Here is a 22,238-nt window from a genome sequence, read left to right as displayed (position 1 = left end):
GCCCGCGCTCACCGACCCCGGTGGGCGGCCAGCTCGGCCACCTTCCGTACCGCCGACTCCAACGCGTAGTCGGCGTCTGCCACCGCCCCTTTGACGTTGGCGTTGAGCGCCGCCACCACCTTCATCGCCGCCGCCACACTGTCACGCGACCAATACCGCGCCTGCTTCTGGGCCTTCTGCACCCGCCACGGCGGCATCCCCAGCTGGGAGGCCAGCCGATAGGGATCGCCCGACAGCGGCCCGACCCGGCCGATCGTGTGGACCGCTTCGGCGAGCGCGTCGGCCAGCACCACCAGCGGCTCGCCCCGCATCATCGCCCACCGCAGCGCCTCGGCGGCGCCCGCGACGTCGCCGGCCACCGCCTTGTCGGCGATGTCGAACCCCTTCACCTCGGCTTTGCCGCTGTGGTAGCGGCGGACGGCGGCGACATCGACGACCCCGCCGGTGTCGGCGACCAGCTGCGAACAGGCGGCCGCCAGCTCCCGCACGTCGGAGCCGACCGCGTCCAGCATCGCGGCCACGGTGTCCTCGTCGACCTTGACCCGCAGCGCACGAAACTCCTTGCGCACGAAGTCGACCCGCTCGCTGGCCTTGGTGATCCGCGCGCACGGATGCACGACCGCGCCCAGTGATTGCAGCTCGGTGGTCAGCGCCTTGGCGCGCCCGCCGCCGGAATGCACGACCACCAGCATCGTGCCCAACGGCACGTCCGCGGCGGCGGAGGCGATCACCGCGGCCGCTTCCTTGCCCGCTTCGCCGGCGGCCTCCAGCACGACGATGCGCTCGTCGCCGAACAGCGACGGGCTCAGCAGTTCGGCGAGCTCGTAGGTGCTGACGTCGCCCGCCCGCATTCGGCTGACCGGAACGTCGGCCTCGTTTTGCGGGCCGGCCCGCCGGCGCGCCGAGCGCAACACGTCGGCCACCGCCCGCTCGACCAGCAACTCCTCGTCACCCAGGACCAGGTGCAACGGCGAATCCTCGCTCACCCCACGATGGTGTCACGACGGACCGACTATGCCGCCCGGGGATCCAGGGCCGCGGACAACCACCAGGCCAGCGCGCACAGCACAACCGTCAGTGCGGCCAGGCCGACCGCGGCGCCGAACCGGCGGCGCCCGCGCAGCCGGGTGACCACGACGACGATCAGCGTGGTCGCGCCCGCGACCAGCAGCACTCCGGGTACCCCGGCGGGGACGGGCACCGTCGCCGCGGGCGCGCCGGCCGACCAGTGCGCCACCCGCACCACCCACCACAGTTCGGGGCCGGTGAAACGGATCAGCAGCTGGGCGCCAGTCGGCCACGGCACGCTCAACACCGCCGCCGCGCTGCCCAGCACGGTGATCGGCGCTATCACCGGGGCTGCCGCGAGGTTGGCGCCCACCGCCACCAGGCTGACGCGCCCGGAGATGCCGGCCACCAGCGGAGCGGTCACCACGTGCGCGGTCGCGGCGACCGCCAGGGCGTCGGCGAGCGGCCTGGGGCAGCCCCGGCTCACCAGGCGCCGCGACCAGACCGGGGCGATGACGACCAGCGCGGCCGTCGCGGCCACGGACAGCGCGAAGCCCACGTCGACGGCGAGCTGCGGGGCTATCGCCAGCAGTCCCAGCACCGTGGCGCTGACCGCGGGGATGGCTTGGCGCCGCCGCGAGAACAGCATCCCGGCCAGCGCGATCGCGCCCATCACGGCCGCGCGCAACACGCTCGCCGTCGGCTGCACGAGGACGACGAACGCGACGAGCGTCAGCCCGGCGAGGACGACGGCCGGTCGCGGGCCGATCAACCGCGCCGAGAACAGGACGGCCGCACACACGATCGTCACGTTGGCGCCCGACACCGCCATCAGGTGCGTCATGCCCGCCGCGCGGAAGTCGCGGTCGGTCTCGGGGGTGACCGCCGAGGTGTCCCCCAGCACCAGGGCGGGCAGCATCGCCGCCTGCTCGACCGACAGCGTGCCCCGAACGGCGGCGGCGAACCGGCCGCGCACCGTGTGGGCGGCCCGCTGCACGGCGCCGGCGGTGCCCAGGGCCGGCCGGCCCGACGCGTTGAGCACCGCGACGGTGAGGTCGCGGCGGGTGGGCCGGCCGACCCGCGCGGTGAATCGCAGCGGCCGGCCCACCATCAGTCCGTCGGCTTCCGATTCCATGTCCGACGCGCGGCCGAAGACGACGACGCGACCGGACAGCGGGGCGTCGCGCAACCGCTGCAGCGTGGCGCGAAACATGAGCCGGCCGCGGCTCAACGCCACCGGGCTCTCGGTGGGGGTGACCGTCACCGGGGCGGCGGTTCCGAACGCCGCGGTGATCGGGTGGCGATCGACCGCTTCGGCGCGCAGCGCGACCGCGAATCCGAACCCCGCCCCCACGACCCCGACCGCGGCCAGGCCGGTGCTGACGGCTCGCAGCCGCCCGGCGGCTCCCCGCCCCCTGCGCGCGGCATGCCACGCCAGCGCGCCGGAGGCGGCGGCCAACACGACGCAGCAGGCGGCCACCGCCCGGCCGATCGGCCACCAGATGCCGGCGGCGGTCACCACCCAGCAGGTGACGGCGGCCGGCACCAGGCGGGCGTCGACGCGCGGCGCGCCCGGTTCGACGAGGGCGGAACCGTGCACGGGCGTCAGACACGGACCAGTGCGCGCAACTTCTCCAGCCGCGCCGGACCGATGCCGTCGACGTCGGCCAGCTGATCGACGCTGGTGAACTTGCCGTTCGCCTGTCGCCAGGCGACGATCGCGGCGGCCGTGACCGGCCCGACGCCCGGCAGGCCGTCCAAGTCCTCCACGCTGGCGGTGTTGAGGTCGAGCACCTCGCCCGCCTTCGGCTTCACCGGTCCGGCCCCTGCCCGCGGCGGCTTCGACGTCGCGGTGGGGCCCGACGCCACGGAGCTGCCCAACGCCGCCGGCTGCCCGGGGACGGGGGCGAGCCCGACGACGAGCTGCTCCCCGTCGCCGAGCGGGCGCGCCATGTTCAGTCCGATGGTGTCCGCCCCGCTGACGGCGCCGCCCGCGGCCTGCAGCGCGTCCGCGACTCGCGCCCCGGGCGCCAGGGTCACCAGTCCGGGGCTGTGCACCAGGCCGACCACGCTGACCACCACGGGCCGCTCGGGGCCGGCGCCGGGGCTGGCCGACGATCTGGGGCTCGTCGTCGACGCCTTCTCGACCGGCGGCAGTTTGGCCGACATCACCGGCGCCGGCCGATCCCTCAGCAGCGTGAACACCGTGACGAGCACGGCCAGCGCGGCCACGATCGCCAGCCCGATCGCGCCGGCACGCCCCGGGTCGGCGCGCAGGCTGGCCAGCCAGCCGCGCTCCGGGGACGCGGCGGGCAGCCATCGCGGCAGCAGCGAATTCTGGTCCTCGTCGGCCGCCGGCCCGGCCGCCGTCGGCTCCGCGGCGTCGGGCTCTGCGGCCGGTTCGGCGCCGAGTCGGCGCTGCAAGCGCTCGGCGGGAAGTTCTGTTCGCATGCGCCGACCGTAGGCGCGCCGACCGCCGGCCCGGCCCCGAGCGGCACCTGCCCGGCCGGCGTCTGTGGACTAAACCGAGGCTGTGCACAACCGCTGTGAGGCATGGGTCAATATGGAACCGAGAACGCATCGCCAGAACCGGGCCCCTCCGACGCTGGTGGCCACGTTCACCCCCAGATGACAGGAGGCCGCCGTGCAACTGGCGCTCACACCGGAGGAAGCCGCGTTCCGCGACGAACTCCGCACGATCTACACCACCAAGATCCCGGAAGAGCTGCGCGAGCGGGTGCGCCGGGGCTCGGCGGAAGTGAACCATGAGGACATCGTCACCAGCCACAAGATCCTGCACGAGCACGGCCTGGCGGTGCCGAACTGGCCGGTCGAGTGGGGCGGCAAGGACTGGACGGCCACCCAACACCAGATCTGGGCCGACGAAATGCAGCTGGCGTGCGTCCCGGAGCCGCTGAACTTCAACACCAAGATGGTGGGTCCGGTGATCGCCGAATTCGGTTCGGAGGAGGTCAAACAACGCTTCCTGCCGCCGACCGCGAGCCTCGACATCTGGTGGTGCCAGGGGTTTTCCGAGCCCGAGGCCGGCTCGGACCTGGCGTCGCTGCGCACCACCGCGGTCCGGGACGGCGACAGCTACGTCGTCAACGGCCAGAAGACCTGGACCACGCTCGGCCAGTACGCGGACTGGATCTTCTGCCTGGTGCGCACCGACCCGCAGGCGCCCAAGCGTCAGGCCGGCATCTCGTTCCTGCTGTTCGACATGAAGAGCCCGGGGATCACCCTGCGGCCCATCAAGACGATCGACGGCGGCCACGAGGTCAACGAGATCTTTTTCGAAGACGTCCGCGTACCCGCGAATCAGCTTGTGGGGGAAGAGAACAAGGGCTGGACGTACGCGAAATTCCTGCTGGGCAACGAACGGACCGGCATCGCCGGCGTCGGGCGGACCAAGGTGCGCCTGGCCGAGGTGAAGAAGCACGCCGCCGAGGTCGGCCTGCTCAAGGACCCGCTGTTCGCGGCCCGGCTTGCCGAGGCCGAAAACGAGTTGCTGGCATTGGAACTCACGCAGTCACGGGTGGTCACGGACTCGGCGAACGGACAGCCCAATCCGGCATCGTCGGTGCTCAAACTCCGCGGCAGTCAACTGCAGCAGGTGGCCACCGAGCTGCTGGTCGAGGTGGCCGGTCCCGACGCGTTGCCCGCCGACGGGGAGGACATCGCGTCTCCGGACTGGGCGCAACACAGTGCGCCGCACTACCTCAACTACCGCAAGACGTCGATCTATGGCGGCAGCAACGAGGTGCAGCGCAACATCATCGCGTCCACCATTCTGGGATTGTGAGGCAGCCATGGACTTTCAGTTGACCGACGAGCAGACACTGCTCCGCGACACGACCCGCGACCTGCTGTCGCGCAGCTACGACCCGGAGAGCCGCAACAAGGTCATCGGCTCGGACCTGGGCTGGAGCCGCGAGGTATGGAGCCAGCTCGCCGACACCGGGATCCTGGGCCTCGGCTTCGACCCGGAGGAGGCGGGCCAGATCGAGATCATGGTCGTGCTCGCCGAGGCGGGCCGCCGGCTGGCCCCGGAACCGATCCTGCACGCCGCGCTCGCGCCGGGCGCGCTGATCGCCGAGCTGGGCACCGACGCGCAGAAGGAACAGCTCGACGACGTCGCGGCCGGCCAACGGCTGCTGGCCTTCGCCCACCTGGAACCGGGGCACCGCACACCGACCGCGGATGCGAGCACCAAGGCCGCGCGGCAAGGCGATTCATGGGCATTGAGCGGACGCAAGAACCCGGTGCTCGCCGGGGACTGCGCCGACACGCTGGTGGTCAGCGCCGCCCTGCCGGACGGCGGGACGGGCCTGTTCCTGGTGGACGCGAACACGGTCACGCGTCACCCCTACCGGACCTTCGACGGACAGCGCGGCGCGCAGATCGACCTGGACGCCACGCCCGCCGAGCCCCTGGGCGAAGCGGCGGACGCGTCGCAGACCATCCGCGACGCCGTCATCCGCATCCAGGCGGCGCTGTGCGCCGAGGCGGTCGGGGCGATGGAGGAAGCGCTGCGGCTGACCACCGACTACCTCAAGACCCGCAAGCAGTTCGGCGTCACGCTCAACAAGTTCCAGGCACTCACCCAGCGGGCGGCCGACATGTACGTGTCGCTCGAACTGGCGCACAGCATGAGCTTGTACGCGTCGATGTCCATCGCGGACGGCAACCTCGATCCGGTGATCGCCTCGCGGGCCAAGCTGCAGATCGGCCGCTCGGGCCGGCACATCGCCCAGGAGTCGATCCAGCTGCACGGCGGCATCGGGGTGACGGCGGAATACCCGGTCGCCCACTACGCGGCCCGGCTCACCGCGATCGAGCACATGTTGGGCACCTCGGGCGACCACCTGCACAACCTGATCGACCACATCGGCGACTACGACCTGGCCCGTCTCTAACGTATGGCCGGGCCCGCCGCGCTCTCGGAAAGGGTTGTCGAGTTCCTGTCAGCCGGAACCCGCACCGGCATGCTCGGTTACGTGGCCGCCGACGGCCGACCACTGGTCGCGCCGGTGTGGTTCGTCGTGGACCAGGGGGAGCTGGCGTTCAACACCGGCCGTGACACGTCGAAAGGCCGTGCCCTGCATCGCGATCCGCGAGTGGTGATGTGCGTCGACGATCCTCATCCGCCGTATTCATTCGTTCAGGTGCAGGGGGTGGCGACGGTGAGCGAGGACCCGGCCGAGGTGCTCGACATCGCCACCCGCACCGGCGCACGGTACATGGGCGCCGACCGCGCCGAGGAGTTCGGCCGCCGCAACTCCGTCCCCGGCGAACTGGTGGTGCGCCTGCGCCCGACCAAGGTCATCGCCGGATTCGATATCAGCGACTGACCCCTAGTCCGACGCCGGGACCACCTCCGGCACCTGACCGGCCAGGTACTCGGCGAGCGCGCTGATCGTCGGATAGTCGAAAACCGCTGTGGCGCTGATCGTGAACGCGCCCCCGAACTGACCGTACAACCGGTTACGGAGTTCGACCGCCATCAGCGAGTCGGTACCCAGGTCCAGGAACCGGCTCGTCGCGGCGGGCGGTTGCGCGAGCCGCAGGAACTGCTGCACTTCCTGCTGCAGGAACTCGGTCAGGAAACTGACTCGCTCCGCGTCCGGCACCTCGTGCAGCTTCTTGAGCAACTCGCTGTCGCCGGTCGCGGTCGCGGCGTCGCTCGGCAACACGTGGTCGAGAATCGGCGGGCGGGAACCGCCGAGCATCTTCGCGGTGCGCTGCCAATTGGCCTTGATGACGGTCGCCTGGCCCGTGCCGTGCGCGACGATCTCACCGAGGGCGTTGAGGGCCGCGGAGGGCTCCAGCGAAACCAGGCCCTGCGCACCGAGATTGGCGCGCGCCGCCTCCGAGGCGGCCATACCGCCCTGCGCCCAGGGACCGAAGTTGACACTCGTGGCGGGCAGGCCTTGCGCCCTGCGCTCGGCCACCAGCCCGTCCAGCAGCGCATTGGCCGTCGCGTAGTTGGACTGGCCCGGTGAACCGAGCACGCTGGAGATCGACGAGTAGACGATGAAGAAGTCGAGTTCGTCTTTTCTGGTCAGTCGGTGCAAGTGCCAGGACCCCAGCGCTTTCGGCAGCAGGGTCGTCCGGAAGCGTTCGACGCTCTGCTCGGGCAGCAGCGCGTCGTCGAGTACGCCCGCCAGGTGCACCACGCCCGCCAGCGGCGGCATCTCCGCGCGGATCCGCTCCAGCAACTCCTCGACCTGGGACTCGTCGCCGATGTCGGCCGCAAAGGTGTGGATCCGGCACCGGTAGCGCTCGGTGATGGTGGCGATCGCCCGTTGCGCGTCCGCATCGGGCGCGCGACGGCTGGTGAGCACGATGTCACCGGCACCGAGTTGGGCCAGGTAGGACGCGGTGTGCAGGCCGAGCGCGCCGAGGCCGCCGGTGATCAGGTAGCTCCGATCACCCTGCGGCTGCAGCGGATTCGGCATCTGCAGCACGATCTTGCCGATGTGCCGCGCCTGCTGCATGCGGCGAAACGCGGTCTTCGCCTCGGTCAGCGGGTAGATCTCGGCGGGCAGTGGTGCCCACTCGCCGCCGCCCAGGCCGTCGGAGACCTCGGCCAGCAATCGCCGGATGCGCTCCGGGTCTTGCACGATCGTCCCGTCCAACGCGACGACCTCGTAGGCGATGTCGGGTCGGGCCGCCGCCATCTGCTCACGCGTCCAGATGTCCCGCTTGGCGATCTCGGCGAAACGGCCATTGCGGGCGGTGGCCCGCACGGTCGCTTCCACAAAGCCCTCGTTGGTCAGGCTGTTGAGCACCACGTCGACGCCGGCCCCGTCGGTGTCCGCGAGGATCTGGTCGGCGAAATCGGTTGTGCGCGAATCGTAGACGTGCTCCACGCCCAGTTTGCGCAGCGTCGCCCGTTTGTAGGTGCTGGCGGTGGCGAAGACGATCGCGCCCTGCTGCTGCGCCATCTGGATGGCGGCGAGTCCCACGCCACCGCTTGCGGCGTGGATGAGCACGCGGTCGCCGGGCTTGAGTTGCGCCCAGTCGAACGCGAGCCGCGCCGTGAGCGCAGCGGCCGGAATGGTGGCCGCCGCCACCGCACCCAGCTCGTGCGGTACCGGCGCCAGCAGTTGGGCGGGCACGTTGATCTGGCTGGCAAACGCTCCCTGCATGAAGCCGAAGACGCGCTCGCCGATCTCGAATCCGGTCACGCCGGCTCCGATTTCGGTGACGATGCCGGAGAAGTCGCCGCCGATCAGGCCCGGATCGCCCGGGTAGAGGCCCAGCACGTTGAGCACATCCCGGAAGTTGAGACCGGCGGCCTCCACCCGGATCTGCACCTGGCCGGCATCCGGCGGCGGGACTTCCGTCTCGGCGAGACGCAGGTTGTCGATCGCGCCGCGTTCGGTCGGCGCCAGCACGTAGTCGCCGGTGCGCGGTACGGAGAGCTGACCGCTGCGCGCCCAGGGCAGTAGCCTGGAGGCCAGGAACTTCCCTTGGCGCAGCGCGAGTTCGGGCTCTCCGACAGACGTGTCGGCCGCGCCGAGCAGCCTGGCCAGCGAGTGCACGGCCTCTTCGGACCCGTCGTGGTCGGTCAGCCTGCAGCGCAGCGTCGGCTGCTCGGCGATGATGGTTCGTCCCAGCCCCCACAGCGCCGCCTGCACCGGGTCGACCCGCTCGCCGGATTCGGTCGCCACCGCCCGTTCGGTGATGATCCACAGTCCGCCGGGCAGTTTCAGCGATTCTTCGGCCAGCATGGTGTGCACGGCGCCCAGCAGGTTGCCGATGTCTGTCTCGAGCCGGGCGGCGAACTCGTCGCTCGACTCCTCCTCGCCCGGTCGACGGGTGCCGCGCCAGACGATGCCGGTGATCGGTGCGCCGCTCTCCCGCGCGTGGGCGAACAGCTGTCGCCAGTCCCGCGGCCCCATGGCCCCGCTGGACGGGACGCAACCGGGCACCTCGGCTGCGAGCTCGTCGAAGCCGGCGACCAACCAAGTGCCGTGGGTGTTCTCGCCTTGCCCGGCATCGGCGCTCGACGCCGGTGCCGGCACCTCATGCCAGCCGAGGGTGTACAGCAGCCGGCCAACGTCGCCCCCGAGCCCACGCAGCAACGCTTCCCGGGGCGCGCGTTTGACGGTGAACTCGCGTATGCCGCCCAGGTGGTGGCCGTCGCGATCCACGAAATCGAGGTCGAAGACCTGTGTTTCGCTCTCCATACCGCCGGCGCGCCACTTGGCCCGGCAGTAGAACCGCCGTGGCATCCGCTCACGGATCATCACCTGCCCGTAGCGCAGCGGCAAAAACAGGTCGGGGATTGCTCCCTGCTCGGTCGCCGCGAGAAGCGCCGGAAAGGCCGGGAACGCGACGCCGGTGCACAGGTCGAGCAGTACCGGGTGGACCGGCTCGTTGCCCAACTGCTCGGCGAGTTCTTCACCGACGACGACGTCGCCGACCGCCTCGCCTTCGCCCACCCACAGTGATTTCAGGGAGGTGGACCAGGTGGGGCCCCAGGCCAGCTCCATGTCGGCGAACGTGTCGAACAGCTGCTGGGGACGGGTGCGGTTCAACCGTTCGACCGCGGCGTCAACGGAATCCGCCGGCTCGTCTTTTGCGTCGGCGCTTCCGGTGATGACGGTGCCGTCGGCGTTCAACGACCATTGCGCGTCGCGGACGCCGTATGGGCGGCTGTGCACCTGGAAGGTCCAGCCACCCCGGTCCTCGGCCGGATGCAGGGTCAGCTGCACCTCGCGAGAACTCTTGTCCGGCAGGATGATCGGTTCGTAGAAGAACACGTTCTGCACCTGAGCCGGCGTCCCGACCGCGGCAAGGGCCATCGCCGCGTAGGTCGCCCCCGGAACGACAACGGTGCCGTAGATGACGTGATGGGACAGCCACGGCTGCGATTTGAGGGACAGCCGGCTGGTGTAGACGATATCGCCGGAGGCCAGATCCTTTTCGCTGCCCAGGATTCCGGACGCGGCGGCACCCCGGCCGTCGGCGCTTGCGACACCGGACGTCTTGGGCCAGAAGTGGCGGCGCTGGAACGGGTAGGTGGGCAGATCGAGCCTGCGGCCGGGTCGCCGGTACACCGTGGCGAACTCGGGCCGGTGCCCTGCGGCGTAGGCCGCCGCCAGCGCTTCGGCGATCTGACGCCGCGCGCCGGTGCCCTTGCGCAGGGAGGCGATGGCGCGGGGCGCCGCCGCGTGTTCCGGCCAGGCCGGCACCGCGGCCGCGGTCAAGATCGGTTGCGGGCCGATCTCCATCAGCACCGAGCAGCCCAGCGCTGCCACCGTGCGCACGCTTTCGGTGAACTGCACCGGCTGGCGGGAATGCCGCCGCCAATATTGCGCGTCCAGCGGGGTTTCCGCGGTGAGCACCGCGCCGGTGCGGTTGCAGACCAGCGGCCGGGTCGGGGTGGCGAACGCCAGCTTGGCCGCGTACGACTCGAATTCGTCGAGCACGGGCTCCAGCAGCTCGGAGTGGAAGGCGTGGCTGGTGTCCAGCCAGGTGCAGCGGATCCCGTCATCGCTGAAGGCCGCGACGATGCGTTCCAGATCGGCGCCCGGGCCCGACAAGACCGTGTTGCGGCCGTTATAGGCGGCGACCGAAACCCGGGAGAACTGCTTGGCGGCGTCCTCCACGTTCTCGGGGTCGGCGAACACCGCCACCATCCGGCCACCCTCGGGCAGGCTGCCGAACAGCCGGCCGCGTTCGGCCATCAACCGTGCCCCGTCCTCGAGGCTGAACACTTCGGCCACGCACGCCGCCGCGTACTGGCCGACGCTGTGGCCCAGGACGACGTCGGGCTCGATGCCCCATGACTGCCACAACCGGGCCAGGCCCATCTCGATGGCGAAGAGCGCCGGTTGAGCAAACGACGTGTGCTGCAACGTTTCTGCGGCCCCGGCGCCGATCTTCCTGTCGGCGTCGAACAGCACCTCCAGCAGCGGGCGCGGCAGCATGCCGTCGACCGCTTCCGCGCACCGCGTCACCGTCTCGGCGAACACCGGCTCGGAGTCGAACAACTCGCGGGCCATCCCCGGATACTGGCTGCCCTGCCCGGTGAACAACCACGCCGTCTTCGGCGGGTCGGCGCACTCGCCGCGGACCGCCCCCGGCCGCAGCCGGTTCTCGGCCAATTCGGCCAGCATCTCGCGGGCACCCTGCGCCGAATCCACGACCAGCGCGGCGCGGTGCTCGAAGTGCGAACGGCCGACCCCGGCCGTGAAGCAGACGTCGGCGATGTCGACGTCGGGGTGCGAGTCGAGCCAGGACCCGTATCGCTGCGCCAGCGCGACCAGAGCCTGCGGTGAGCGCGCCGACAAGGGCAACACGTTGATGCGTTCGTCCGCGGCGTCCGACACCGGTGTCAGCGCAAGGCCGTCCGCCGAGTCACCGGCCACCGATTCCGGCGGCGCCTCCTCGATCAGCACATGGGCGTTCGTTCCGGTGAACCCGAACGAGCTCACCCCGGCCCGGCGCGGCCGGCCGTTGGCCTGCCAGGGCGTCGCCCGGTCGACGACCCGCACCGGCAGGGAATCCCACGGAATATGCGGCGACGGGTTCTTGAAGTGCAGGTTCTGCGGCAGCACCTCGTGCTGCAAAGACAGCACGACCTTGATCAAACCCGCGACTCCCGCGGCCGACTCGAGGTGGCCGAGATTGGTCTTCGCCGAGCCGATCAGCAGGGGCCGGTGCGGATCCCGGTCTTCGCCGTAGACGGCCGCGGCGGCCTGCACCTCGATCGGGTCACCGAGTGAGGTGCCGGTGCCGTGCGCCTCCAGGTAGTCGACTTCTCCCCCGGTTACCCCGGCTCGGGCCAGTGCAGCGGAGATAAGCCGTTGCTGCGCACCACCATTGGGCACGGTCAGCCCGCTGGAGGCGCCGTCCTGATTGACGGCGCTACCTCGGATGACCGCGCAGATGCGGTCGCCGCTGCGCTGCGCATCGCTCAGCCGCTTGAGCACCAGAATCCCGCATCCTTCACTGCGCACATAGCCGTCGGCGGCGGCGTCGAAGGTCTTGCACCGTCCGTCGGGCGACAGCATCCGCGCGCGCGAGGCGGCGACGATGGACGCCGGGCTCAGCAGCACGTTCACCCCGCCCGCCAGCGCCAGATCGCAGTCGCCGGAGTGCAGCGCCTGGCAGGCCTGATGGACGGCGACCAGCGACGAGCTGCACGCGGTGTCGACCGCCACCGCCGGCCCTTCCAGCCCCAGCGCGAACGCGACCCGACCCGCGATGGCATTCAGCGCATTGCCGGTGATGAAGTGCGCTTCGATGCTTTCCACCGAGTCTCGCGACAACAGGTGCGAATACTCGTTGGCGGCCACGCCCACGAAGATGCCGCTTCGGCTGCCCCGCAACGCGGCCGGGGAATATCCGGCGCGTTCCAGGCCCTCCCAAGCGATCTCGAGCATCAGCCGCTGCTGCGGATCTATCCACACGGCCTCCCGTGGGGAGATCCCGAAGAACTCGGGGTCGAATCCGTCGATCCCGTCGAGGAATCCGCCGCTGCGGCTGTAGATCTTGCCCGGCGTCGCCGGATCCGGGTCGTAGTACTCGTCGATCTCGAAGCGGTCATCCGGGATCTCCCGGATCGCGTCCACACCGCCGGACAGCACGTCCCAATAAGTTTCGGGATCGGGCGAGGCCGGAAAGCGGCAGGCCACCGCGACGATCGCGATCGGCTCGTCGGCGGGCCCGGTCGGCACCGGCACCGGCCGGGCATCCGCCTTGGCGCCCGCCCGTGCGTTGAGACCGAGGACGTCGTTCAGCAGGTACAGCGCCACGTCGCCCACGCGCGGGTAGTCCATTGCGAGGGTGGCCGGCAGTTCCCTGCCCACCGCATGCTCGACTCGGCGCCGCAACTCGACGGCCATCAGCGAATCCATGCCGAGGTCGAAGAATCCGGCCTCCTCGCGGATCTCCGCCGCGTCGATCCGCGTCACCTCGGCGACGACGTCGCGCAGGTAGTCGACCAGCAGCTTCTTGCGCTGCTGCACCGGCGCCTGGGTGAGCTGTTCGACCAGTCGGGTGTTCCCCGACGGTGTCGGCACCGGCGCCGACTCGGGCAGCTCTCGGCCCAGCTCGTCCAGGAATGCCCGCCGGCCCGCCTGCTGATAGAGCGGCAGGAAGCGGGCCCAGTCGATCCGGGCGACCACACCGTGGGTCGCGGAAGCCGCGACGAGTTCGGCCATTCCGGCCAGCGCGTCGGCGGGTGGCAGCGTGCGGACCCCGCGCTGCTCCAGGCGCGCCCGGGCCTCCTCGTCGGCCATCCCCGCCGACCATGGACCGAAGTTGACGCTGACCCCCGCCACGCCCTGCTCACGCAGCCGCCAGGACAATCCGTCCAGGAAGGCGTTGGCCGCGCCGTAGGCGGTCTGGCCGAAGCTGCCCCACACCGAGGCGATCGAGGAGGTGCTCAGGAAGAAGTCCAGTGGCAGCTCCGCGATCGCCTCGCTCAAATTCCAGGCGCCCCAGACCTTTCCCGCGAACACCCGGTCCACTTCGGCGTCGTCCAAGGCCCGCAGCGGCGTGGTGCCGATCTCGCCCGCGGCGTGGACGATGCCCGCCAGCGGCGGCAGTTGGGCCTCAACCGTGGCCAGCAGTCGGGCGACGTCGTGCGGATTGGCGACATCGGCCGCGATGACCCGGATTTCACAATCCGACCCTTCCCGGATGGCATCGACGCGCTGCTGCGCCGCAGCACTGGGCGCCCGTCGGCTGGTCAGCACCAGGTGGCGCGCACCGTGGTCGGCCAGATACCCGGCGATCTCCAAGCCGACGCCGCCCAGGCCGCCGGTCACCAGATAGGTTGCGTCTCCGCGCAATACGAGTGGCGGCGCGATCGGCCGCCCCGCGCTTCGGGCCAGCCGCGGAACATAGACACCGTGGTCCCGCAACGCGATCTGGTCTTCGCCCCGCGGGCCCGCCGCAACCTGACCGATCAGCCGGCCCCACTCGTCGGCGCTGCCTTCGGACAGGTCCGCCAGCCCGCCCCACAGCTGCGGGTGCTCCAGGGATGCGGCACGCCCGAATCCCCATAGACAGGATTGCGCCGGCGACACGCCGTCGGCGTCGGTGACGCGTTGCGCGCCTCGGGTTATCAGCCAGATGGGGGCGCGTAGCTCGGCGGCGGCCGCGGCGCGGAAGAGCCGGCGCGTTCCGCTCAGGACGCGGTGTTGCATCCGCAGCAGCGAGCGCATCGATGGCGCCGCGTCCCCTTCGAGGGCCGCGCAGTGCAGGATACGCAGCGTCGATTCGCCCGCCGCCGCGGCGCGCAGCTCCGCTTCGAGCCATTCCTCGTCGGCTTCGGACACCGGCAGCCCGGCGATCCGGAACGGCTGCCCTTGGGCGGTCAGCGCGTCGACCAACGGCGCGACCGCCTCGGTGTCATCGGCGATCAGCAGCCAGTCAGATCCCGCGCCGGCGTCCGCGCGCGCGGCCGCGCTTTTCTCCCAGCGGATCTCGTAACGAGCGTCCGCGATGGACTGGTTCCCACGTTCCTGGTTGTGTTGCGCCGCAAGCCGGGCCAGCACGTCGGTGGTCCGCCGGTCGGCGTTCGGCCCGTCGAGGAGGGTGGCGAGTTCCTCGATCCGGCCGTCCTCGAGAAGCCGGACTGCTTCGCTGCGCGCGACGGCGGCTTCGGCGACGGCAGGGGTGGACGGGACGTCCTTGTCGCGAAACCAGTAGTGGCGGTGCTGGAACGGATAGGTGGGCAGGTCGAGCTTGCGCGTCGGTCCCTGTTGCAGAGCAGCGAAGGCGGGCAGGTGGCCGCAGACGTATGCGCTGCCAAGGGCTTCGATGATCTGGCGGTGGTCGGCGCCGTTTCGACGCAGCGACGCGATCGCCCGCGGCGCGGTCGCCGGATCGGGCCACGCCCGCAGAGCGGCGGCGGTGAGCACGGGTTGGGCGCCGACCTCGAGGAGCACCGCGCAGTTGAGATCGGCCAACGTGGCCACGCTCTTGGCGAACTCGATCGGCTGGCGCGCGTGGCGGCGCCAGTAGGAAGCGTCCAGCTCTGCGCTGCGCCCCAGGGCGGCGCCGGTGCGGTTGCACACCAGGGTCCGTTGTGGCGAGCTGAAACCGAACCGGCTTGCGTACGACTCGAATTCATCGAGTGCCGGGTCCAGCAGCGCCGAATGGAATGCGTGGCTGGTGTCCAGCCAGTCGCAGCGAACGCCGTCGGCGGTCAAGCCGCCCACCACCCGGTCCAGATCCTCGGCGGGGCCCGCGAGCACGGTGTTGGCACCGTTGTAGGCGGCCACCGACAGCCGCGGGAACTCGTCGGTGCAGCTTTCCACGCGCTCCGCCGCGGCGAAGATCGCGACCATCCGCCCGCCCGCGGGCAGATTGCCGAAAAGGCGGCCGCGCTCGGCGAGCAGGAGCGCGCCATCCTCGAGGCTGAGCACACCGGCGACACAGGCGGCGGCGTACTGGCCCACGCTGTGGCCCAGCACCACGTCGGGCTCGAGGCCCCACGACTGCCAGAGCCTGGCCAACCCCATCTCGACGGCGAACAGGGCGGGCTGGGCGTAGCTGGTCTGCCGCAGGGTGTCGGGGTTGTCGACATCGAAAATGACGTCCAGCATGGGCTTTTCGAGCACGGCATCGACCACCGCGGCGCACCGGGTCATCGTCTCGGCGAACACCGGCTCGGTTTCGAACAGCTCCCGGGCCATGCCGGCGAACTGGCTGCCTTGACCCGGGAACAGCCACGCCGTCTTCGGCCTGTCGTCGCATTCCCCCCGCAGCAAACCCGGTGCGGGGCGGTCGTCGGCGAGGGCGCCGAGCAACTCGGCGGCCGATTCCGTCGAATTGACCACCAGCGCGGCCCGATGCTCGAAGTGGGCCCGGCCCACGCCGGCGGTGAAGCACAGCTCGGACAGGTCGGTCTCCGGGTGCGCGGTCAACCAACCGCGGTAGCGATCGGCGAGCTGCGCCAGGGCCGCCGGGGTGCGCGCCGAAAGCGGCAGGACGCTGAACCGCCGGTCCTCGGGCTGCTCGACGGGACCCGGCGCCGCGTGCCGACCGATTTCCGCGGGTGCTTCCTCGAGGATGACGTGCGCGTTGGTCCCGGAGAACCCGAACGAACTGACACCCGCGACGCGGGCCCGCCCGTTGCGTTCCCAGCGGGTCGCCTCGTCCACGACGCGCACCGGAAGCCGGTCCCACGGAATGTAGGGCGACGGGGTGGAGAAGTTGAGGTGTTTCGGCAAGAGCTGGTGCTCGAGCGACAGCACCACCTTGATGATCCCGGCGATTCCGGCCGCCGCTTCCAGATGCCCGATATTGGTCTTCACCGACCCGATCAACAGCGGCCGGTCCGCGTCGCGACCCTCACCGAGTACGGCCGCCGCGGCCTGGACCTCGATCGGGTCGCCCAGCGACGTCCCGGTGCCGTGCGCTTCCAGGTATCCGACGTCGCGGGCCGAGACCCCGGCGCGCTCCAGCGCTTCGGCGACGACCCGCTGCTGCGCGACACCGTTGGGGACCGTCAAACCGCCCGACGCGCCGTCCTGGTTGACCGCGCTGCCCCGGATCACCGCGCGAATGCGGTCACCGTCGCGGATCGCATCGTCGAGCCGCTTGACGACGATGACGCCGCAACCCTCGCCGCGCACGTAGCCATCCGCGGAGGCGTCGAACGTCTTGCAGCGCCCGTCCGGCGCGAGCATGTGCGCCCGCGAGAAGGTCATCATGGTCGCCGGGCTGAGCAGGACGTTGGCACCGCCGGCCAGCGCGAGGTCGCACTCCCCCAGCCGCAGCGCCTGGCACGCCTGATGGACCGCCACCAACGACGAGCTGCAGGCCGTGTCGACGGTGACGGCCGGGCCCTGCAGCCCCAGCCGGTAGCTGATCCGGCCCGCTGCCGCGGCGGCCGCCGTCCCGATCGCCATATACGCGTCGATCGCGTCGTACTTCAACTCGTCCGAGACCATCGCCAGGTAGTCGTGGGTGGACAGGCCGACGAACACCCCGGTCTTGCTGTTCGCCAAAGCCGTTGGCGCCGTACCGGAGTGCTCGACCGCCTGCCATGCCGTCTCCAGCAACAGCCGGTGCTGCGGGTCCATCAACATGACCTCACGCGCCGACACGCCGAAGAACGGCGCGTCGAAGCCCACTACGTCGTCGACGAAGCCCGCCCGGCGGCTGACGATCTTCCCGGCCGCATCAGGGTCTGGGTCGAAGAATTCGTCGACATTCCACCGGTCTGGGGGCACCTCCGACACCGCATCGCGCCCTTGCCGCAACACGTCCCAGAATTCGGAAGCGTCGGCGGCACCCGGAACACGCACTGCGTAGCCGACTATCGCGAAACCGGATGCTCGCTCCGTCCGAGCCTCGGCGGTTGCCATGCATCTGTCCTCTCACCTCGGACGACGAAGGCGATCCCCCGGGGACCAGCCTCCGGCGATAGGCCCGTGACTTTTTACGGACCCAGCTTTTGACCCCGCTCACTGCACCACATGTCGACCCTAGGCGCAGCAGAATGATCCCCCAGCGGCGAGTAGTGTTCGCCGGATGCCGGACCGCGTCCCCACGTCGGGCCGGTCTTACCCTAACCACCCCCGCACCCGTCGGGGAACAGCTGTGGCCCGGCATGTCGGGGTCGGAAGTCGCCGAAGAAGTTATGTTGATCTGGCCACCAGCGGGGCCCGGAACCGCCGCCCGGCAGACCGAGGAGAAGATCTTGCGCATCGGGAAGATTACGATCGGCTCAATCGCTGAGTGGACGCTGAGCCCAGGCGTGGTCGTCTCCTGGCACCCGACGCCCGCCGCCCGGGAGAAGGCCCGGCAGGCGCCGGTCAGTCCCGTCCCGGTCAGCTACATGCAGGGGCAACATCTTCAGGGCTACCACCGGCAAACGACCTCGGGCCTCGACTATTCGCGGCAGATCATCGCGACGTGCCAAATTTCCGGCCAGTGCGACATCTCCGCCATGAACGAGGCGCTCAACGCGTACCTGCGTCGCCACGACACGTACCGCAGTTGGTTCGAATACACCGAAACCGGAGAGATTCTCCGGCATACCATCGATGATCCCGACGATATCGAATTCACGCCGACGGTCCACGGCGAATTGGCCATCGAGGACTTGCACAATCATGTAGTCGCCACACCCGACCCGTTTCATTGGGAGTGCTTCAGCTTCGGGATCGTTCAAAACGACGACCACTTCACCTTCTACGCGAGTATCGATCACGTCCACGGCGACGCCGCGCTGATCGGCATCACGATGGTGGAGTCCCATGCCAGGTATTCGGCGTTGACAAGCGGCGCCGGGCCCCTCGCCCTGCCCGCCGCCGGAAGCTTCGACGATTTCTGTCTCCAAGAGCGCCAGCACACGTCGGCTTTGACCGTGGATTCGCCTCCGGTACGCGCGTGGATCGAATTCGCGGAGAACAACAATGGCAGCCTGCCGGAGTTCCCTTTGCCATTGGGCAATCCACTGGAGCCCACCAAGAGTGACATGATCACGGACACGTTGATGGACGCGGCGCAGACGGCGAGGTTCGAATCGGCCAGCTCGGCGGCGGGCGCTCGCTTCGTCGGCGGGCTGTTCGCCTGCCTCGCCCAGGTGGAACACGAATTCACCGGCGCGGCAACGTATTACGGGCTCACTCCCAGAGATACCCGCAGGACGTCGGACAACTTCATGACCCAGGGCTGGTTCACCGGGCTGGTTCCGATCACCATTCCGATTGCAGCGGTGTCCTTCAGCGAAGCCGCGTGGGCGGCGCAGACATCTTTTGATTCAAGCCTGGACATGGCCAAGGTGCCGTATTACCGCGTGCTGGAATTGGCGCCGTGGCTGAGCAGGCCCCGTCCGAACTTCCCCGTGACGAATTTCTTGCACAGCGACGCCGCCCCCATGAACGCCGTGCTGGCGGCAGCCGAAATGGGCTACGCAAACAACATCGGAATCTATTCCGACGGAAGGTATTCCTACCAACTCACGATCTATATCTTCCGGTACGAAGAGGGCACCGCGATGGCGGTCATGTACCCCGCGAACGCGGTTGCCCAGAAATCGGTTTCCCGGTACGTCGCAGCGATGAAGTCCGTGTGCATGCGGGTCGCCGATACCGGGCACTGGGGGCGCGTTGCATAGCAAGGAGTAGGCGATGGCTGCTGCTTTCCTCTGGATGAGCCATCTCCGGCCGGCCGGGAGTTCGATGTGCGACGGCTAGCCAATTTTGTGATGCGGTGGCCCGGGGTGGTGATCGGGCTCTGGGCCGTGGTCGCGGTCGCCCTGCCGCTGACGTTGCCGACCCTGAACGAGATGGCGCAGAAGCATCCGCTCGCGATACTGCCCAGCGGCGCGCCGTCGAGCGTCGCCGCCCGGAAGATGACCGAGGCGTTTCACGAATCGGGCGCCGAGGACCTGCTGCTGGTGGTCCTCACGGATGAGAAGGGGCTCGGGCCGGCCGACGAGGCCGCCTACCGCAAAGTGGTGACCGCCCTGCACGACGACACCCGCGACGTGCTGATGTTGCAGGATTTCCTCAGCACGCCGGCGCTGCGCGCGGGTTTGACCAGCAAAGACCACAAGTCCTGGGTGCTGCCGGTCGGCATCGCCGGCGAATTGGGCACCCCGAAGGCCTACGCCGCCTACACCCGGGTCGCCGACGTCGTCCACCGCAGCGTCGCCGGAACTCCGCTGACGGCGAACCTCGCCGGACCCGCGGCCACCGTCAGCGACCTCACCGTCGCCGGCGAGCGGGACCGCGTTCCGATCGAACTTGCGATCGCCGCGCTGGTGCTCATCGTCCTGCTCGTCGTTTACCGCAACCCGCTCACCATGCTGCTGCCGCTGATCGCGATCGGGACGTCGATGGTGATCGCGCAGGCCGTCGTGGCCGGCATCTCGCGGGCCAGCGGGTTGGGCGTGTCGAACCAGTCCATCGTCTTCTTGAGCGCAATGGTCGCCGGCGCGGGAACCGATTATGCGGTCTTTCTGATCAGCCGTTATCACGACTATCTGCGGCTCGGCGCCGACAACGACGAGGCGGTACGGCGGGCGTTGCTCTCGATCGGAAAAGTGATCGCCGCGTCCGCGGCCACGGTGGGGATCACCTTCCTCGGCATGAGTTTTGCCCGAATGGGCGTGTTCTCCACGGTGGGGGTGTCCTCGGCCATCGGCATCGGTGTCGCGTTCCTCGCGGCAATGACGTTGCTGCCCGCCGTACTGGTGCTGGCCGGGCCACGCGGATGGATCAAACCGTCGCGCGAACTGACCGCCCGGTTTTGGCGGCGGTCCGGGATACGCATCGTGCGCCGGCCGAGACGTCACCTGGTCGCCAGCGCGCTGGTGTTGATCATCCTCGCCAGCTGCGCGGGCTTGGTGCGCTACAACTACGACGACCGCAAGGCGCTGCGGGCCTCGGCCCCGAGCTCGCTCGGGTACGCCGCGCTGGATCGCCACTTCCCGGTCAACCAGTCCATCCCCGAATACATCCTCGTCCAGTCACCGCACGACCTGCGCACACCGCGGGCCCTGGCGGATCTGGAGCAGATGGCCAGCCGGGTCAACCAACTGCCGAACATCGCTCAGGTCAGCGGCGTGACCCGCCCCGCCGGAGCCGTGCCGGAACAGTTCCGAGCGACGTATCAGGCGGGCGCGATCGGCGCTCGCCTGGGCGCCGGTTCCGCGCTGATCGGCGACCACACCGACGATCTGAACCGCTTGGCCGCCGGGGCGAACACGCTGGCCGACAACCTCGGCGAGGTGCGCGGGCAAGTCAACCAGATGGTGGCCGGGATGCGGGGCCTGACGGATGCCTTCACCTCGATCAGGAGCCAATACGGCGGCGACAAGCTGGTCAAAGAAGTCGTCGTGGCGGCCAAACTGGTCAACAGCATCAACTCGCTCGGCCATACCATCGGCGTGAACTTCGCGGCGGTCAAGGATCTGTTCGCCTGGGTGGCCCCGGTGCTGACCGCGCTGGAAGGCAACCAGGTCTGCGATGCCGACCCCTCCTGCAGCGCCACCCGCGTCCAATTCGAGCGGGTGGTCAACGCGCGCGGTGACGGAAGCCTCGACCAGATCAACGACCTGGCCGCACAACTGCAGGCGTTCCAAGACCGGCAGACCCTCAACGCATCGGTCGATCATCTGCGTGCCGCGCTGGCCGGCTTCGTCAAGGCGCTGCATGCCATGGGGCTGGACCAACCGGGTGGCCTGCAGGCGGACCTGAACCATCTCCAGCAGGGCGCCGCGGAGTTCGCGGGTGGAAGCCGGCAGGTCGCCGACGGAGTAGACCAGCTGGTCGACCAGATCAAACAGATGGGCGCCGGTCTCGGTGAGGCGTCGGCGTTTCTCCTGACGCTGAAACGCGATGCGGCCGAGCCGTCGATGGCGGGGTTCAACGTCCCGGCGCAGCTCCTGCACATGGAGGAGTTCAAGAAGGCGGCGAAGGCGTTCGTCTCGCCGGACGGCCATTCGGTGCGTTATCTGGTTCAAACCAAACTGAACCCGTTCAGCGCCGAGGCGATGGACCAGGTCAACGCGATCGCCGACACCGCCCGGGGAGCCCAACCGAATACCGCGTTGGCGGATGCCTCCATATCGATGGCGGGCTATCCCGTCACCCTGCGTGACACGCGCGACTTCTACGAGCACGACATCAGATTCATCATCGCGGTCACCCTCATCGTCGTGCTGTTGACCTTGATCGCGCTGCTGCGAGCGGTCGTCGCACCGCTGTATCTGGTGGCGTCCGTCGTCATCTCGTACTTGTCAGCGGTCGGCATCGGCGTGGTGACGTTCCAATTCGTCCTCGGCCAGCAATTGCATTGGAGCGTGCCGCCCTTGGCGTTCGTGGTCTTGGTCGCGGTCGGGGCGGACTACAACATGCTGCTGATCTCGCGAATGCGCGACGAGTCCCCGCACAGCATGCGTTACGGCATCATCCGCACGCTGGGTTCGACCGGGGGGGTGATCACCGCGGCGGGATTGATCTTCGCGGCTTCCATGTGGGGTCTCGTGTTCTCCAGCATCAGCACCGTGGTCCAGGGCGGTGTGGTGATCGGGATCGGCATCCTGCTCGACACCTTCGTGGTGCGCACCATAACGGTGCCCGCCCTGGCTACGCTGGTCGGGCGGGCGAGCTGGTGGCCCTCCCGAGCGGGATCGCGGCGGCCGCCCGCGGGATCGGCGGCCCGGAATGCGCCGTAGACGCCCGCCCGGCCGGCGGGGTATGCGACACTACGAGGCGGAATCGAGCAGGCGGGAAGTGGCG

General features: G+C 69.7%; 9 protein-coding genes. 5 read left to right on the top strand and 4 right to left on the bottom strand.

Annotated features, from left to right (window positions below; translation table 11 throughout):
* Positions 1 to 8: 8 nt before the first annotated feature.
* From holA to AWC03_RS09630, 3 genes are read right to left on the bottom strand one after another with little or no spacing between them, the layout of a single operon-like run.
* Complete coding sequence (gene holA, locus AWC03_RS09640; protein ID WP_090421573.1) at positions 9 to 968, bottom strand: DNA polymerase III subunit delta; 960 nt, start codon at positions 966 to 968, stop codon at positions 9 to 11.
* Between the two features lie 44 nt (positions 969 to 1,012).
* Positions 1,013 to 2,608: a ComEC/Rec2 family competence protein gene (locus AWC03_RS09635; protein ID WP_085240270.1), complete on the bottom strand. Its 1,596-nt coding sequence runs from the start codon at positions 2,606 to 2,608 to the stop codon at positions 1,013 to 1,015.
* Positions 2,609 to 2,613: 5 nt separating this feature from the next.
* Positions 2,614 to 3,459 carry a ComEA family DNA-binding protein gene (locus AWC03_RS09630; RefSeq protein WP_085240269.1) on the bottom strand — a complete coding sequence of 282 codons (846 nt, stop codon included), beginning with the start codon at positions 3,457 to 3,459 and terminating at the stop codon, positions 2,614 to 2,616.
* A gap of 193 nt (positions 3,460 to 3,652) precedes the next feature.
* Here AWC03_RS09630 and AWC03_RS09625 point away from each other — a divergent pair, with 193 nt between their 5' ends.
* From AWC03_RS09625 to AWC03_RS09615, 3 genes are read left to right on the top strand one after another with little or no spacing between them, the layout of a single operon-like run.
* Positions 3,653 to 4,813, top strand: a complete 1,161-nt coding sequence (locus tag AWC03_RS09625) for an acyl-CoA dehydrogenase family protein (protein ID WP_085240268.1) — start codon at positions 3,653 to 3,655, stop codon at positions 4,811 to 4,813.
* A gap of 7 nt (positions 4,814 to 4,820) precedes the next feature.
* Positions 4,821 to 5,927, top strand: a complete 1,107-nt coding sequence (locus AWC03_RS09620; protein WP_085240267.1) for an acyl-CoA dehydrogenase family protein — start codon at positions 4,821 to 4,823, stop codon at positions 5,925 to 5,927.
* A gap of 3 nt (positions 5,928 to 5,930) precedes the next feature.
* Positions 5,931 to 6,362, top strand: a complete 432-nt coding sequence (locus AWC03_RS09615; protein ID WP_085240266.1) for a PPOX class F420-dependent oxidoreductase — start codon at positions 5,931 to 5,933, stop codon at positions 6,360 to 6,362.
* 3 nt (positions 6,363 to 6,365) lie between these two features.
* Here AWC03_RS09615 and AWC03_RS09610 read toward each other — a convergent pair whose 3' ends face one another.
* Positions 6,366 to 17,351: a type I polyketide synthase gene (locus tag AWC03_RS09610; RefSeq protein WP_085240265.1), complete on the bottom strand. Its 10,986-nt coding sequence runs from the start codon at positions 17,349 to 17,351 to the stop codon at positions 6,366 to 6,368.
* A 335-nt stretch (positions 17,352 to 17,686) separates the two neighbouring features.
* Between AWC03_RS09610 and AWC03_RS09605 the strand changes: the two genes are divergently transcribed.
* Together AWC03_RS09605 and AWC03_RS09600 are read left to right on the top strand one after the other, a co-directional pair.
* The gene (locus AWC03_RS09605; protein WP_085240347.1) at positions 17,687 to 19,108 is read left to right on the top strand and encodes a condensation domain-containing protein; all 1,422 of its coding nucleotides are present in this window, start codon (positions 17,687 to 17,689) and stop codon (positions 19,106 to 19,108) included.
* A gap of 66 nt (positions 19,109 to 19,174) precedes the next feature.
* Positions 19,175 to 22,174 carry an MMPL/RND family transporter gene (locus AWC03_RS09600; protein ID WP_276328774.1) on the top strand — a complete coding sequence of 1,000 codons (3,000 nt, stop codon included), beginning with the start codon at positions 19,175 to 19,177 and terminating at the stop codon, positions 22,172 to 22,174.
* The last annotated feature ends 64 nt before the right edge of the window (positions 22,175 to 22,238 follow it).

The organism is Mycobacterium europaeum, assembly GCF_002102155.1.
Lineage (GTDB): Bacteria > Actinomycetota > Actinomycetes > Mycobacteriales > Mycobacteriaceae > Mycobacterium > Mycobacterium europaeum.
Note: the sequence above shows the minus strand (reverse complement) of the source record. Positions and strands in the feature narration are given on the sequence as shown.

What these genes read in the sequence shown, in the direction of transcription:
- AWC03_RS09630 (WP_085240269.1), bottom strand. Translation starts at nt 3,459, where the DNA reads ATGCGAACAGAACTTCCCGCCGAGCGCTTGCAGCGCCGACTCGGCGCC.
- AWC03_RS09620 (WP_085240267.1), top strand. Translation starts at nt 4,821, where the DNA reads ATGGACTTTCAGTTGACCGACGAGCAGACACTGCTCCGCGACACGACC.
- AWC03_RS09615 (WP_085240266.1), top strand. Translation starts at nt 5,931, where the DNA reads ATGGCCGGGCCCGCCGCGCTCTCGGAAAGGGTTGTCGAGTTCCTGTCA.
- AWC03_RS09610 (WP_085240265.1), bottom strand. Translation starts at nt 17,351, where the DNA reads ATGGCAACCGCCGAGGCTCGGACGGAGCGAGCATCCGGTTTCGCGATA.